General features: G+C 57.9%; 15 protein-coding genes. 11 read left to right on the top strand and 4 right to left on the bottom strand.

Going from position 1 to position 15,765, the window contains the following annotated elements:
• Positions 1–311 precede the first annotated feature (311 nt).
• Both FIU28_RS07515 and FIU28_RS07510 read left to right on the top strand, forming a co-directional pair.
• A complete protein-coding gene (locus FIU28_RS07515; protein WP_143572344.1) occupies positions 312–3,248 on the top strand; it encodes a MobA/MobL family protein in 2,937 nt (978 codons plus the stop codon).
• Positions 3,249–3,930: 682 nt separating this feature from the next.
• Entirely contained in the window at positions 3,931–4,554 is a 624-nt protein-coding gene (locus tag FIU28_RS07510; RefSeq protein WP_143572343.1) for a tyrosine-type recombinase/integrase, read from the top strand.
• Positions 4,555–4,660: 106 nt separating this feature from the next.
• Here the strand turns inward: FIU28_RS07510 and FIU28_RS07505 are convergent, their stop codons facing one another.
• The 3 genes from FIU28_RS07505 to FIU28_RS07495 are packed head-to-tail and all read right to left on the bottom strand — an operon-like array spanning position 4,661 to position 7,536.
• Positions 4,661–5,875: an ABC transporter substrate-binding protein gene (locus FIU28_RS07505; protein WP_143572342.1), complete on the bottom strand. Its 1,215-nt coding sequence runs from the start codon at positions 5,873–5,875 to the stop codon at positions 4,661–4,663.
• A 59-nt stretch (positions 5,876–5,934) separates the two neighbouring features.
• Positions 5,935–6,258, bottom strand: a complete 324-nt coding sequence (locus FIU28_RS07500; RefSeq protein ID WP_143572341.1) for a 2Fe-2S iron-sulfur cluster-binding protein — start codon at positions 6,256–6,258, stop codon at positions 5,935–5,937.
• Positions 6,259–6,267: 9 nt separating this feature from the next.
• Positions 6,268–7,536, bottom strand: a complete 1,269-nt coding sequence (locus tag FIU28_RS07495) for a cytochrome P450 (protein WP_143572340.1) — start codon at positions 7,534–7,536, stop codon at positions 6,268–6,270.
• 118 nt (positions 7,537–7,654) lie between these two features.
• Between FIU28_RS07495 and FIU28_RS07490 the strand changes: the two genes are divergently transcribed.
• Entirely contained in the window at positions 7,655–8,170 is a 516-nt protein-coding gene (locus FIU28_RS07490; protein ID WP_143576090.1) for a MarR family winged helix-turn-helix transcriptional regulator, read from the top strand.
• Between the two features lie 285 nt (positions 8,171–8,455).
• Here the strand turns inward: FIU28_RS07490 and tnpA are convergent, their stop codons facing one another.
• Entirely contained in the window at positions 8,456–9,004 is a 549-nt protein-coding gene (gene tnpA / locus FIU28_RS26890) for an IS66-like element accessory protein TnpA (RefSeq protein WP_246660908.1), read from the bottom strand.
• 611 nt (positions 9,005–9,615) lie between these two features.
• Between tnpA and folE the strand changes: the two genes are divergently transcribed.
• From folE to FIU28_RS07440, 8 genes are all read left to right on the top strand, one after another.
• The gene (gene folE / locus FIU28_RS07475; protein WP_143572339.1) at positions 9,616–10,224 is read left to right on the top strand and encodes a GTP cyclohydrolase I FolE; all 609 of its coding nucleotides are present in this window, start codon (positions 9,616–9,618) and stop codon (positions 10,222–10,224) included.
• A complete protein-coding gene (locus tag FIU28_RS07470; protein WP_368039336.1) occupies positions 10,221–10,997 on the top strand; it encodes a sigma-70 family RNA polymerase sigma factor in 777 nt (258 codons plus the stop codon). The genes folE and FIU28_RS07470 overlap by 4 nt, the downstream gene beginning before the upstream one ends.
• The gene (locus FIU28_RS07465) at positions 10,994–11,647 is read left to right on the top strand and encodes a ChrR family anti-sigma-E factor (RefSeq protein WP_143572338.1); all 654 of its coding nucleotides are present in this window, start codon (positions 10,994–10,996) and stop codon (positions 11,645–11,647) included. Before FIU28_RS07470 ends, FIU28_RS07465 begins: the two co-directional genes overlap by 4 nt.
• Before the next feature lie 150 nt (positions 11,648–11,797).
• A complete protein-coding gene (locus FIU28_RS07460; RefSeq protein ID WP_246660907.1) occupies positions 11,798–12,088 on the top strand; it encodes a DUF2177 family protein in 291 nt (96 codons plus the stop codon).
• A gap of 156 nt (positions 12,089–12,244) precedes the next feature.
• Positions 12,245–12,406, top strand: a complete 162-nt coding sequence (locus FIU28_RS07455; RefSeq protein ID WP_168202881.1) for a sigma factor — start codon at positions 12,245–12,247, stop codon at positions 12,404–12,406.
• The gene (locus FIU28_RS07450) at positions 12,407–12,700 is read left to right on the top strand and encodes a sigma factor-like helix-turn-helix DNA-binding protein (protein WP_143572336.1); all 294 of its coding nucleotides are present in this window, start codon (positions 12,407–12,409) and stop codon (positions 12,698–12,700) included.
• 220 nt (positions 12,701–12,920) lie between these two features.
• Positions 12,921–14,156 carry a tryptophan synthase subunit beta gene (gene trpB, locus FIU28_RS07445; RefSeq protein WP_143572335.1) on the top strand — a complete coding sequence of 412 codons (1,236 nt, stop codon included), beginning with the start codon at positions 12,921–12,923 and terminating at the stop codon, positions 14,154–14,156.
• 746 nt (positions 14,157–14,902) lie between these two features.
• Entirely contained in the window at positions 14,903–15,316 is a 414-nt protein-coding gene (locus tag FIU28_RS07440) for a fasciclin domain-containing protein (RefSeq protein ID WP_143572334.1), read from the top strand.
• Positions 15,317–15,765: the final 449 nt, after the last annotated feature.

Below are 15,765 nucleotides of genomic sequence, written 5' to 3'. Positions count from 1 at the left end.
GGCGGGCCACTGGCCGCCCTCGGGCGACGTCACGACGGTCTCCACGTCGGAGGACAGCGGCTCCTGAGTGTATCCAAGGGGCCTGCCCGGGTCATCTCCGCACGGATAGCCTCCGGCTTCTCCAGACGCCCGCCGAACGTGCGGCGTAGATCAGCAATCTGCGCCTCCGTGACTTGACCGACCCACCCGCCCTCCCGTCCATTCCAGTGCAGGCCAGCATCCACGAGCAGCTCGCGGTTCGAGGGCGACGCGTTCCGTCCGAACCGCACGAAGGCCGGGATGTTACCAGCAGCGGCCAGGCTTGTGGGCTGATGGACAGTGTCCGCGGTGACTTTCGAGAGAGACAACAACAGCGTACTTACCGGGACGTTGCTAAGATCCAACCGTTCGAAAGTGGTTGCCACAAGCATCATAATTTTCGCTTTATTGGCTGCCACGAGATCCGAGATCTCGTCGTCGATGCGCGCGCGATCCTGGCGACGCACTGCGATTTTGGCTTGGAGCGACTCAATTTCACGAACAAGCGTTGTCTGTCGTTGCATGCGATCGTCCTCTGTTTCACGACCGCAGAACATCATGGATGTGAGAAAACGCCAACTTCGAAAAACCCGCGGCTTGCGGCTTTCAAATCTCTCTGCGACGCTCAATATATTAAATGTGGAAAGGGCCCGTTGTTGGCAATCCCATTCGTACTGGCGCGACCAATCAAACTGGCCAAATATTCGAGTGCGACATGGGATTTTGCCTATGTCGGACGCGCCGTCATGGCAGATCCTCGGGCTGAAGTTCCACTGTTCGACTATTCCCATCTGCGCGACGACCTCGCTCACGTCGAGGTTCTTCTGCCGCCGAATGTGCCCCAATATTTTCTGGAACCCGCGGTTCTTGCCCATGCACTGGATGCGGTTGAACTTCGAAAGATCCGCACGCCGCTGTCCGCGCGGATCCGTAAGCCGCAAGTCGTAATGGCGGTGATTGTGGCGCTCCCTCCCGAGTTCGAAGTTTCGCTAAACGAAGCGCTGATCATTGCACGGAGGATCGTACGCTATCCGTGCGGATCGCATCCAATTCCGATCCACCTCGCGATCCACAACGCCTCGATCAATCGTCACGCACATGCGGACATCGGCCTTCGACCAATGAATCCCGACGGTTCGTTCGGCCTGAAGATTCAGAATCTCTTCGCCCGTTTTGGATCATACGGTGACGAAATCCGCGTAGCGGAGGGAACCGGCTGGCCGGATCTCAGCTGGGAAATCCAACAAACGTTCTTCACCGAACGCGGCATGGATCTCGTTGTCGATCCACCGGCGCCAGCGCCGGAGCGACATGTTCGCGCAAAAATTCCAGACGGTATCTCCACGCAGTGGATCAACATTCAGCGTCAGCAAAGGCGTCTCGCCAATCTTAACATGATCAAGGGAAGCCCGACGCATCTGATCGAAGGCCTGCTAAAAGGCCGCTCAGCGCTCCGCGTCGCCGAGTTGCATCGGCTCTGTGCTCGATTCATCGACAATGAGGATGACAGGCGCGCCCAGGTGGATCGTATTCTGGTGGATGAAAACGTCACCTCGCTGACCGATACGGCCGAACCGACGAAGCAACGTTACGTAACGACCCGTCGTATCGCACGCCTTATGGACCGAACCGCCAAGCTCATCGATCGGGCCGGCGACAAAATAGCCGCTGTGACCAGGGCTGATCATGATGCCGTCGCGGAACGGCTTTCCGAACTTTACGGAACGCACAAACAGGGCAAACCTCCGTTGATCCTCGGAAGCGCACTGTCCCACTGCGAAAGAGCCGCTCAGGCCCTGGCGGATTATCACCCGGTGTTGGGCACGCTCGACATGGTGATGGGCACGCCCGACCAGCGTGTAAGAGGACGTAAGAGGGGCGTTTACATAGAGCGCGGGCGTCTCATCATGGTTCCACGCGCCGAGCTGGTCGATGATCGGCGCTTGGCACGACTGATTATTTCAGCGAACGAAAGTGGATCCGCTCTGCTGCTCGGGCACGACCAAGGCCGTCAGACAGGTATCGTATGCCGGGGTCTTGCCGCTCATGTTGCCGACCGGCCCCAGTCCGACTTCTCCGTCGATCAAGACGAAGGCCGGATGCCGACCATCGAACGCCTGCTTCGATCGGGGCTGCTGCGTCGGGGCGTTGAAGCGATGGTCAACCTGGGTGTCATCAATTTCAGCACGCGCCCGGACGTTCGCATCGGCGACGCGCTACAGATCATGGTTCTCGACAATCCTGCGGCGGTGGAAGACGTCAACAACACGATCAAGACTGCCCGGCGGCTTGCGGGAGCTAATGAAGAACGACAGACTCTTGCGGGACCGCACGGCGAGATAACGCTTTCGATTGGCGCATGGATCGTAACCCTAGGACGAAGGGGGCTTCCCAGCTCGATGGATGCCCACCAGTTGGCGCAGGTTGTGGCCATCGACGCGGTTGCCGGTTGGATTGAGGTGGTCCGTCACGGCGAAGTGGCCAGGCTCCACTTCGTGAATGGTCCGGCGATCCGCTCAGCAGATGCCATCTCGATCAGAGATGCCTGGGACGCGCCGTCCAATACAAATCTTGTCATCAAACTCACCAATCCTCGGCAGGTATGGGCAGGGCTCTTGCTGGCGTCCACCCGGATCGGGAACGCACAAATTTACGTTGATCCAGCATTAGCTCAAACGCCCGCCGACCTGCTCGAGGCGGCACGCCGCTCAGTCCCCGGCGCTCTTCCGTCGCATTGGGTGGCAAAACCAGATGCTGACGCCGTGATCAGTAAAATGCTCGGCGATCTGGATCCCTTTCCGGAAATTAAGGTCGCAATTCCGGAGCCGCCCCCGCCTCCTTTGGGATTTGCCGAGGATGTGCGTCACCGGATCAGCAAAAACGCTGGTACGCAGCTGGCTTATAGACTGCTTCACGAACATTTGACGAAGCGACATCCCGATCACGAGGCAAATCTCAAGCGGTTATTGGACCTGTGCGGCAGCGAGCTTACGAAGTCAGTCATTTTGTTCATGGCAGAGCGGGATGAAATGCCGGATGTCGACGACGTCGACTTTCCTCTTGAGCTCGCCGAGCTTGAGCCTAGGCATTGGTCCGGTTGGGAGCTGTATAAATTCGAACTGGATCTCAATCTGATGACGATCCGTGCAGCCGGCTGGGGACTGTTACCGTCAGTTGGGCCGAAAACGGACCGACTTTCTACGCCACTTAATGCCCTAAACGATCCCTAGTTCTGACCCACGCCTCATCGTGCTAGGCGCAGCCTAAATTCCAGGCGCCACGGAGATTTAATGCCATCGGTATCTAATCACGGCATTTCCTGTATGCCGCAAACCACAATCGTATTGCACTCGGTCGTTGCACCTCTCCCGGCCGAAGCGAAACCTTGTTCGATTGCTTTTCCGATGATGATCGGCTCAGCACGGCGACGCCGAGGCGCCCCGACCATTCGTAAAACTCCGCCTCGATACCCTCTTCTACACCAAACTCAGATGAGCTCCGTCTTCCGGCTCGCCGCGTGCCTAGCAATCTAACTTGATAAAGTGGACTTCCCATATGCCCGCGCTACCTTATGCATCACCTGCGCCAAGAAATTGTGTCGACCGGCTGAAAGTGAATTGGATGGGTGATGTGCAGGGCGCCGATGGCCAATGGCGCTGACCGGATCGCAGCATCTGAATTCGTTTTGAAGGACTTGGCGATGCCAATGTGCGGACGCCAGCGAGATTGCCAAGAGCTGCTCTGTTCTCGCCGACGGATTGCTCACATCGGAATGAGCGATCCACCCATTGTCCGCTCTGCGCCATAGGCGGCCAGCCAGAAATCTGTTCGATCGGACTAAACCAGAAAGTCAGAATAGATTGGCTTGCTCGCGGTGAGCGATGCGGTGGGCGGGACGGCGGAGGCCTCCTCATGTCTGCACGTCTTACCGCTAAAACGCAGCAATCTTGGAACAAGGGATTGCTTGTCGGTCAGAAGAAGCCGCTCGAGCCAAAACACGTCTGGTCCATCCGCGTTCGCCTAGAACTCGCAGGATCGAAGCGCGATCTTGCAATCTTCAACCTGGCGATCGACAGCAAACTTCGAGCTTGCGACCTCGTCAAGCTGCGTCTGGACGACATTTTCTCGGGAGCTAAAGTACGAAACCGAGCGACGATCGTTCAAAAGAAGACAGGGCGACCAGTGCAATTCGAAATCACGGAGCAATCAAGAAATTCCATTGAAGCCTGCCTGCCGATGCTCCGAGCTAAGGGCACGCGATTTCTCTTTCCAAGTCGCCTTCATGCAAGTCTCCACATATCTACCCGCCAATATGCTCGACTGGTGCACAGGTGGGTGGAAAGCATAGGCCTAGACACGAAATTGTATGGCACGCACACGATGCGTCGGACCAAGGCAGCGCACCTCTACCGAAAGACCGGTAACCTACGAGCGGTTCAACTCCTGCTCGGTCACACGAAGTTGGAGAGCACGGTTCGATATTTAGGCATCGAGGTAGACGACGCTCTAAGCATGGCAGAACAGATCGAGCTCTAGACCATGGCCACCGGCCCCACGCCGGTGGCCACTTCGCGCCAAGAGCGGCCGCCACTGCCCGCGACTTGGTATGCCGGGCGCCCTCCAGCGCCCGGTTCCTCCAGCCCTATTTTACCAGCGAGCAGCCGCCCTGCTCAATCGGACGGAAGGCCTTCTCAGCGGGCACCGTTGAAAGCAGCTTGTAATAATCGTAGGGGTATTTTGATTCTGAAGGCTTCTTTATCTCGAACAGATAGATCGGATGGGTGACGCGGCCGTCAGCGCGGATTGTGATGTCTCCAAACAATTTGTCCTTGCCTTTGAACGTCTTCATCTGCGGCACGACCACACCGGCATCGTCGCTGCCCTTGGCCACTACCGCATTCAGATAGGCCAGCGTCGATGCGTAAACGCCAGCCTGGTTGCCGCTCGGCATCTTTCCGTTCATACCGGGGCGCTGCGCGAAACGCTTGGCGAAGGCGCGGGTGTCGTCGTCGAGATCCCAGTAGAATGACTCGGTCAGCAGCAGTCCCTGTGCGGCCTTGAGTCCCATGCCGTGGACGTCGTTGATGAAGATCAGGAACGCCACCAGTTTCTGAGGGCCGTCCTGCATGCCGAATTCGCCGGCCTGCTTGACCGCGTTGATGGTGTCGGCGCCGGCATTGGCGAGGCCAATGACCTTGGCCTTGGAGCCCTGCGCCTGCAGCAGCAGCGAAGCGAAATCCGAGGTGCCGAGCGGGTGCTTCGAGGAGCCAAGCACCTTGCCGCCATTCTTGGTGATGTAGTTGCTGGCCTCGGCCTCGATGCCCTGTCCGAGCGCGTAATTGACCGTGAGGAAGTACCAGTCGTCACCGCCACGCTGCATCATCGCCGCAGCCGTGGTGTTGCCGGTGGCCCAGGCGTCGTTGACCCACTGGATGGTGTTCGGCGAACAATCCTTGCCGGTCAGGTCGGAGGTGGCGGTGGATGACGCCAGGAAGGTCATCTTGGTGTTGCGCGCGATGTTGTTGATCGCCAGCCCGACCGATGAATTCGGCACGTCGACGATGGCATCGACCTTCTCAACATCGAGCCATTTGCGCGCAATGCCGGAGCCGACATCGGCCTTGTTCTGGTGGTCGGCGTAGACGATCTCGACCCTGATGTTTTTGCCGCCGCCGTTGAAATCCTCCGCGGCCATCCGCGCAGCTTCCACCGAGCCCATGCCATTGGTGTCTTGGAATACGCCGGAAATGTCGTTGAGCACGCCGACGCGCACGACATCGTCGGAAATCTGCGCCTGCGCGGCGCTGGCCATCAGGCACGATGCCGCCGCCGCCAGAACTGTCTTCACGTTCTTCATCTTATTCCCTCCCTGTTGTTTCGCGGGTCCGGACGTTGCCGGGCGCGTCGTTCTAAGAACTAGAATTGCCGGTCCGGCAATCGCAGCACGAGGCCATCGAGCGCATCGCTCATTTTTATCTGGCACGACAGCCGGCTGTTCGGGCTCCGCTCGGCCGCCACGCCTTCCAGCATCTCGTCTTCGTCGGCCGCGGCGGTTCCGACCCGCTCCATCCAGGAATCGTCGACATAGACGTGACAGGTGGCGCAGACCAGCCCGCCGCCGCACTCGCCGACGATGCCGTCGACGCCGCTCTGCATCGCCGTGATCATCGCGCTGTCGCCATCGCGGGCATCGACGGTCTCGGAGCGGCCGTCGGAATGGATATAGGTGACACTTGGCACGGAATCTCCTCAGGCGGCGGTGAGCTTGACCGGCAGGCTTTCCAGCCCCCGCAGCGTGTTGTTGAAGCGGCGCGTCGGCTCCCCGATAATCTCGATCGCCGCAACCTTGCGTGCCAGTGCGGAAAGCATCACTTCGCCCTCAAGCCGGGCCACCAGTTGGCCAACGCACATATGGATGCCGGATCCGAAGCCGACATGGCTGGAAGTCTTGCGCGTGATATCGTAGCGATCAGGCTCAGCCCAGCGCCGCGGATCGCGGTTGGCGGCCGCCAGGAACATCAGGACCTTCTCGCCTTCGCCGACATGATAGCCGCTGATCTCGACCTCCCGCGTCGTGGTGCGGAAGAAGGTCTGCACCGGGCTCTCATAGCGCACGGCTTCCTCGAAAGCGTTGCGGGCCAGCGACAGATCGGCGCGCAGCCGGGCAAATTCCTGCGGATATCGCGCCAGGCAATAGACCGCTGCGCCGATGCCGTTCACCGTGGTATCGAGCCCGGCCGACAGAAGCGAGCGTACCAGCAGCGGCGCTTCGGCCGCTGTGATGTCGCCGCTATCGACACGGGCGTGGATGCAGGCGCCGAATCCGCCGGGCGCGAGATTGTCGCGCTGGCACTGCTCCAGCACGTAAGCCTGATGCGGCGCCGAGCGCGCGATCGCGGCTTCGCGCAATTCGTTCGGCGGGCCGAAGGCGTTGAACACCAGGCCGGCATAGGGCAGCAGGTGCTCGCGTCCCTCCTGTTGCAACCCCATTGCATCGGGAAATACCGACAGCGGATAGGCCTCGGCGAGATCGCTGATGGCGTCGAAGCTGCCTTTTTGCAGCAGTTCATCGACCTTTGCATCTGCGGCTGCGGCAAAGCCGTCGCGCAACTGCTTCATCACCGCCGGCGACAACACCTTGCTCAGCACCGCTCGGGTCCGTGTATGTTCCGGCGGATCGGCTTCGAGGATCAGGCTCGGCGGCCGCCACGGCTTTTCCTTGGCAAAGTCGCTGAGCCCGGCGCCCCGACTGGAGCAGAACGTTTGCGGATCGTTGAGCACGGCATGGACTTCGGCGTAGCGCGCCACCGCAAACACGTTCCATTTGTCGAGGTAAACCACAGGCCCTGCCTCGCGCAACACTTCATGCGTCGGATGCGGATCGACAAAGAAATCCATCGCGAACGGATCGATATCCGAATGGGGAATCGATGGTGTCGAGCCGGCCCCCTGCGGGCTGCTGCCAAACGCCAGGATCGCGGTGTTGACGGCGGAGGGTGAAGCATCTGTTGCGACCATGAAAGCTCCTGCTTTTCTTCTTGGCAATTGCGGCTGGTTGTCTTTACGTCTGGGCGTAGTGACCCGGCCGGCCGCACCGGCCTGGCGGCAGAGAGAGTCGGATTGCATGGGCATGGGCATGAACGGGACGAGCAAGGCCGGCCGGAAGTCCGCCAAAACCGGGGCTGCTGCGGAGCATGCCCGACAATTGCTGGATCTCGAGCGCTACGTCCCGGCCTTCGTGACATTCATTGCCAATAAGCTGTCGCGCAGCGCGACGGCGTTTTACCAAAAGCGTTTCGGCGTCAATGTCACCGAGTGGCGGATCATGTCGCTGCTGGCGATCGAGCCCGGCATCCCGGCGTCGCGCATTTGCCACGTCATCGGCTTCGACAAGGGCCCGGTCAGCCGCACGCTTGCAGCGCTGCAGGGACGTGGATTGATCAAGATCGAAACCGATCGATTGGATGGCCGCAGCCATTCGATCGCGTTGACGGCGAAGGGGCGCGACAAGCATGACACCGTGATCGGCGCTGCGCTGGAACGCGAACGGAAGCTGTTGTCCTGCCTCGACGAACGGGAGCGTGAAGTGCTGATCGACCTGTTGCGCCGCATTCACCGCAATCTCGACGCCGTCAGCGAGCCCTCCGAATAGAAGTTCGCGCGCACGTGCGATTGCTGCACCACAGGCGTGGTCCACCATCGTTTCTCTCCCTCAGGCGCGGCGATTAATCGCTCTGCGCTCATTGGAAAAGTTCTCACAGAATAGTTGCCTTGGCAACAGAAAGATGCAGTTCCATTGACCGCTTTGCGCCAGAAGCTGACATACCTCTCAAGCTTCAAGAGCGCGTTCGCAGGCGAGAATTTTGATGATCCCGCCCCACGGTGAGCCAACTTGAAATAGACCAGCTCATGGAAGCGGCATCATCAACCTCATGATTCACGAAGCGCGACGTCGCGCCCCGCGAGTTTTGCCGACAGGCGGAAAGCTTCTGGCGATTTCGCCGAGCGTCACTCCTGCGAGCCTCTTCAACAGCAGTCGCTCAGCATCGTCAAAAACGTCCTTCAAGGTAGCGTTGACGGCCTGTTCGATGGAACATCCGGGCATATCGTTGGTTCGCACTGTCACGCCATCGATCGCAACATCAATCGTTCCGGAAAAGGGGCCGTCCCGACGATGTGCCCGCGTCTTGGATTGCCGCGGTGCCGCTGTGTCGCACGGCGCCGCATCGACGACAGCTGGAACGAACCGCAGGTCATCCCCGGACGCGGCCGCATCCGCTTCCCGAACCCGCCGGCGCCAGCCGAACAATTGCTCGGGCGACAATCCATGCTGGCGCGCAACGCTGGAAACAGAGTCGCCGCGGCGCTCGATCTCGGCGACTATGCGCGCCTTGTCCTCGTCGCTCCACGTCCGCCTGCGACCTGCACCGGTAAACACTTGCAGCCGGCGAACCGGCTTGGTGATAGCACTATCCACTGTGTCCATTCTAAGCCTAGCGGTTCGAGAGGACCGAAAGGTCGCAGGTCAGGACATCTACCGAAAGGTGGGGTCGGACGACGCTTACGCTCTAACGCAGCTGCCAGATAAAAAGGTCGGCTATGCGCGAGGCCTTTCCGGTCTAAGTGCCAAGCCCGGCAACCCCCTAGGAGCGCTCCTGCTGCCTGCTGCTTCCACTCCCGATAAAAGGACGAGGCGGTGCCTACCGCCGGCGTGAGCGTTCAGTGCCGCTGTTTCTTTCTGAGCCGGCGATGGTTTCGATTTGCTTCATCATGAAGATTGTACCGGGTTCAATCTTCGTTCGATCGCCCCCTTCGATCACGGTTTCGTGAGCCCGGTCAGAGTTCGGGTGCGGTCGGCCACAATTATCATTCCAAGCAACCAGGGCGGACTTTGCCTCATCTTGGCCGAAAAGAATTTGCTATCGTGTGATCCAAATTCGCGCGCCAGCCGTAAGAGCATTAATACGGTTATCAGGCAGTGCCCCCGCTACTGATGACCGCATTGTGCCCGGTCGTTGCCCCGCGACCGGGCACCACTTCTTTATCGATCAGGATCAAAACGCCAGCTTCCGGCCGACTGGTAAATAGGACAGTACCGTGACCGTACAAGGCAGCCGCTTCGCGGCGGACAAACAAAAGAAGCCCTCGCTTGAAGAAGTCGAAGCGGCTTTCCGGGCAATTATACGATGGTCAGGCGATGATCCGCTTCGCAAAGATCTTATCGAAACGCCTAGCAGGGCCGCCCGTGCGTTCAAGGAATACTTTGCCGGATACAATCAGGATCCAATCGAGATACTGAACAAAACCTTCGGTGAGACCGGCGGCTATGAGGAAATGGTCATTCTTCGCGGTATCGCATTGGAGAGTCATTGCGAGCACCATCTTACGCCGATCGTCGGCCAGGCATGGGTTGCCTATGTTCCAAATGGCCGCGTTGTTTGTCTTTTAAAGCTGGCGCGCGTTGTTGACGCCTATGCAAAGCGGTTGCAGATTCAGGAGCGACTGACGTCTGAGATAGCTTCAGCCGTCCAGCAGTCGTTACAGCCGCAAGGGGTAGGCGTCGTTCTCAAAGCGACACACCACTGCATGTCCAGTCGCGAGGTTCACAAGACAGGTGCTGAAATGGTGACAAGCTGCATGTTGGGCTGCTTTCGCGACAATCCTTCAACCCGTCAGGAATTTCTCGCGATCGCGAACCAACCATGATGATTTATGCCGTCCTTGCATTCGCGCCCGCGGCGCGGAGCGGCGGGACAACGGTCTCTTGCGCCGCATTGAAGCATGGTTGGATTTCGGCGATTTTGTGCAATGGTCGTCGCCAGTCGACCTCGAAGACAATCTCCAATCACCGCAGCGACCGGAGACAACCCGAGACGGGAATGATCGTAAAGTCACCAGTGGCGAGCGAAACAAATGCAGCGCGGGTTCTCTTTGCAGAATCGATGACCCGTGTTGCGCTGACCCGTGATCGCGCCGCCTTTGAGAACGTGTTCCGGCATTTTGCGCCGCGCGTCAAAACCTACTGTATGAAGCTTGGAGCTGACGCGTCTCTTGCCGAAGAGATCACTCAGGAGACGATGGTTTCGGTTTGGTCAAATGCCAATCAGTTTGATCTAGCAAAGGCAAACGTTTCAACATGGATCTTTACGATTGCAAGAAATCTGAGCATCGACCGGTTCCGAAAAAGTAGCCGGCCGCAATTTGACCCTCGTGACCCCGCCTTTGTACCCGACGATCCCCTAGGACCGTACGATCTTCTTGAGCGGGATGAGATGAACGATCGCGTTCAGGAAATTCTGAAAGACCTTTCGCCAAGCGAACGGGACGTTCTCATGCTCTCTTTTTATCAACATTTCTCGCACGGCATGATTGCAAAGCAGTTGAACGTACCTTTGGGGACCGTCAAATCCCGCATACGGCTCGCGTTCGGAAAGATTCGTTCGGCCATCAAAACGAACGAGGGGTCTGGCGGCCAATGATAAAGTTTCACATCAGTGACGACATTCTGACCAGCTATGCGGCCGGCGGCCTGGATGAAGCCTCAAGCCTTCTGGTCGCATCCCATCTGACGCTTTGTTCGCATTGTCGGTCACGCGCGACGGGGGCGGACATGCTTGGTGGCTACCTGCTCGATTCTCTTGAAGAGACAGCGGTATCCCCGACAATGATGGCTGATGTGATGTTGCATGCGCAAACGCCGAAGTCAGTGGATCCTTCTCCGCACCGACCGAGTCAGTCTTCGCATCCTCTCCTGCCCGCACCGCTTGGCGAGTACGTCGGGGGAGACGTGAGCCAGTTGCGCTGGAAGCGGCTCGCACCAAAGGTTCACCAGGTCGTAATCCAAACAGATGATACTCGCTCAATGGCGCGCCTATTACGGTTTGGGAGCGGGATGACGGTTCCTTCGCACGGCCACAACGGTCGCGAGCTGACGCTCGTCCTGAGTGGCAGCCTTTGTGATCGCGACATCATCTTGTATCGTGGTGACGTCGCCGAGACCGATGAACGAACCGAGCATCAGCCATACGCTGGAACCGGCGACGACTGCATCTGTCTGGCAGTTACCGATGCGCCGTTGAGGTTCAAAAGTATCTTTGCCCGATTGCTTCAGCCATTCTTTGGAATCTGAAGCAAACCCACACGAACTCGCGCGGTCATCAGGACGTCACATGGTAAAATATTTGACGGCCTATCTGGCAACAGCGAGAGTTTTTATGATCGCCATCTTGTCTGGCTGAGCAGAACTATCGGTCTCTACCGGAGCGCGATCGGCGAGATAATGCTAGAAACGCCGGGTTGGAAAGCGGCTATATCGTTCTACCTGATGTATATCGTGGGCATCGTCTACTTTGTCATCGCTCCGGCTCATCCAGCCGGATCTTGGACGTCTGTCATGCTTTCTGGCGCCCTCTTTGGATTATTGGCCTTCGCGACTTCCGACATGACCAATCTTGCGACGCTTAGACGGTGGTCCCTCCAGATGAGTCTGATCGATATGGCATGGAGATCGTTTGTCACCGCCTTATCGGGACTTTCCGGCTTCATTGTCTTGCAACTTGCGGGGCTTTGAAGAACATGACCCAGCAACAGCCGCTGAAACGAACCGCGGCGTCAGGCGCCGGAGCCATCGCAGGCCGCACTTGGCGATCCATCGATCGTCGCCTCGAAACACGAGACCGGCGAAATCAGCCCTCTTAATAAGGGTTGCCAGCGAGGACCCGCTGCGTTGGCCGAGCTCTATCGCCTGACTGGCGGAAAGCTCTTCAACGTCGCTCTGTTGATTCTGAAAAGCCGCGACCTTGCCGAAGAGACCGTGCAACTAACCTACGTCAGGATCTGGAGAGATGCGGCGCGCTTCGACGGCTCGCTAGATCTGCCAATCGACTAGATGATTGCGATTGTTCGCAACCTCGCAATCGGCCATCTGCGCAAAGCCGATATCGGCCTTATTTCGCAAGGTGATAGTCTTACGCATCCGGAATGGCTGGCTATCCAGCAACCTGCACAGTATTGCGTATGCCTGCGTGGCGAGCCCGAGCCACATGGGCGCCTTGTCCTCGCGACAGCCTATCTTCACGAAGAAACCCGCAAACAGCTGTCGCAGCGTTTCGGTCTTTCGGTCGAGGCGGTGAAGGCCTTGCTTCGCAAGGCCCTGCTCGAGCTAGATCGCGCCCCGGAATGAACAGCTCCTGGCGAACCTCAACGACTACCACGCGCACCGTGCCGCTTCACCAACCCACCGGTAATCCGTTGCAATCGCGCTGCATTAAGACCTAGACGTATCCCGTCCATAAATTTGTTGGCTCGCAGTGATCCAACGCCGTCTTAACGACGTAAGAACTGTTGCAGACTGGATGCACCGAGCTGGCCCGCTGCCCGGCCGTACTTATTTTGGAATCAGGATGATTGCTGAAGACGTGAAATTAGTTGGCTCCAGTCCTGATGCGACGGGACATTTTGGTCCGTTCGGCGGACGTTTCGTTCCTGAAACCTTGATGCCGCTCATCCTCGACCTCGAGATTGCTTATGATAGCGCGAGGAAGGACCCTGTCTTTCGGGGTGAGATCGACAGCTACATGAAAGACTATGTCGGACGGCCGAGCCCTCTCTATTTCGCCGAGCGACTAACGCGGCATCTCGGCGGCGCCAAGATCTACTTTAAGCGCGACGAATTGAATCACACCGGCGCGCACAAGATTAACAATGTCCTGGGGCAACTTCTGATCGCGGTTCGCATGGGAAAACAGCGCATCATTGCTGAAACAGGCGCTGGCATGCACGGCGTGGCGACGGCGACCTTGTGCGCGCGCCTCGGCCTCAAATGCGTCGTTTACATGGGATGCGTCGATGTGGAACGGCAAAGTGCGAACGTCCTTCGGATGCGTATCCTTGGCGCAGAAGTGCGGCCTGTTGCGTCGGGGTCCGGGACGCTGAAAGATGCAATGAACGAGGCGTTGCGCGACTGGGTGACGAATGTTGGCGATACGTTCTACTGCATCGGCACCGTCGCGGGGCCGCATCCATATCCTGTCATGGTGCGTGATTTTCAGTGCGTCATCGGCAGGGAAACTCGGGCGCAAATGCTTCTGGCAGAAGGCCGGTTACCCGACTCGTTGATCGCATGTGTCGGCGGCGGCTCTAACTCCATCGGTCTTTTTCATCCATTCCTGGACGACATGAATGTTAGCATGCATGCAGTGGAAGCAGCCGGGCATGGTTTGGACACCGCCTCGCATGCAGCTTCAATCAACAGAGGGAGGCCCGGCGTACTGCATGGAAATCGCACCTATCTTCTGATGGATGATGACGGACAAATCGCCGAAGGGCACTCAATATCGGCCGGGCTAGACTATCCCGGGATCGGTCCGGAACATGCGTGGTTGAATTCTGTTGGCCGGGTGATCTATAGCACCGCAACCGACCAGGAGGCGCTGTTCGCTTTGAGCCTGTGTTCCAGACTTGAGGGCATCATCCCAGCTCTTGAGCCAGCGCATGCGATTGCTAAGGCAATCGAGCTCGCCCCCTCCAATCCAGAAGATCACCTGATGGTGGTAAATCTCTGCGGGCGGGGCGACAAGGATTTGTCGACGATAGCAAAGTTTCTCAAGGGTACGTCAGGCGGCGATAGCAGCGAGTAGACTTTTTCCAAATGCGGCAGCGCAGATCAAAATAGAAATTTAGCTCACTCTGGTAATCAGATGTCCCGATCACCGTCTATCTCCCTAAATCAATCACGTGCAGCGTTGCTTGGCAGTCTCGGTGTACTTCTACTCTGGCTATGCGCCTTGTTGCCCAATAAAACTACGAATGAGCGCATAATGATCATCGTGCCTCCGAAGCAGTGAGCATATCGATAAATTGACCGACGGGGCGCGTGGAATGGCCAATGGTGAAAACGGAAATTCTATGCTGGACTGCTATGCTTTCGAATTTGTGTAGAACCACCTCGGCGTGCCTATCGACGCCGATCGGCGGAGCGAGCCCGCGGACTGCGTCACCGCAACACACCAATGACCGGGTCTCCCGCAGCTGTAAGGTTGGTTCTAGGAGCGATAATCGCAGTGATATCCGACAATCGCGTGCGCTGGCAACTAATCCGGCGCGCGAAGATGGAAGTATGACGCAATTAAGTCTTACAGTGGAGATAAAAATATCGTTCTGCTTGCCGATATGACTGATCCAATTCGTTACCTGGCGCGTAGAACCTCAGGCACAGACTATTTACGTATCGAAACCATCGCTCGCGAGATCGAGCACCTGTGCTACAGGTCAGCTGACAATTGATCTGTCGTGTTCTACCCGGACCAGGGTGCGCCAAGAAAGCGTCTCCTGGTATCGGTATTATCAGTGGTTCGATTAATTAATCCAACAGGAGTTAAAACTCATGCACGATATCGTCGATACTGCGGTTGCCGCTGGCAAATTCGGAACACTCGTGGCTGCAGTCAAGGCCGCCGGCCTTGTGGAGACACTGAAGAGCGCAGGCCCGTTCACCGTATTCGCGCCCACCGATGACGCCTTCGCAAAGCTTCCGGCTGGCACCGTCGATGACCTTCTCAAGCCCGAGAACAAGGCAAAGCTGGTTAAGATCCTGACCTACCATGTGCTTCCAGGGAAGGTGATGGCCGCTGACATCGCCGGCAAGACAATGCACGTCAAGACCGTCGAAGGCAGCGAAGTTGCCGTCGACGCCACCTCGGGTGTAAAGGTAGATGGCGCGACCGTCGTGATTGCCGACGTTGCCGCCTCTAATGGCGTGATCCACGCGATCGATCAAGTCATCATGCCGAAGCACTAAGCACACCCAGTGGTCTAGACGGCATCCGCCAGCCGGATGCCGTCTGGCTCAGCCCCGCCCGAGAGCGAGAGTACCGCGGTCGAGATCGCGCTTGCGACTTGCACGATGGCTGCGGCAAACCCTATTGTCTTCCGATCGGGTCAGGGTCGCCGCAAGGACTACAAACAAGCATTCGGTTGTCTCGAGCCTCGCACTTTTTGATTTTATCGCCGCAACTTTATAGAGCGCATTGCGGACTCTACCGGACAACATCTCTGTTTAATCTGCTTTCTGTCCGCGATCTTCGCTAACGGTGTTACTTGGGATAATTGCGCGGTCAGCCCTGTAATAACAATGGATGCTCCAAGCTCAACTTGCTTTAAGCAAGACAAATCAACGCACCATGATGCGCCTGCACCAAAAGTGCGTCAAAGCCTCTTTTTATGCTGACAATGGGCCAGTCCAATGCC

The organism is Tardiphaga sp. vice154, from assembly GCF_007018645.1.
GTDB lineage: Bacteria > Pseudomonadota > Alphaproteobacteria > Rhizobiales > Xanthobacteraceae > Tardiphaga.
This window is presented reverse-complemented; position numbering and strand designations above follow the sequence as displayed.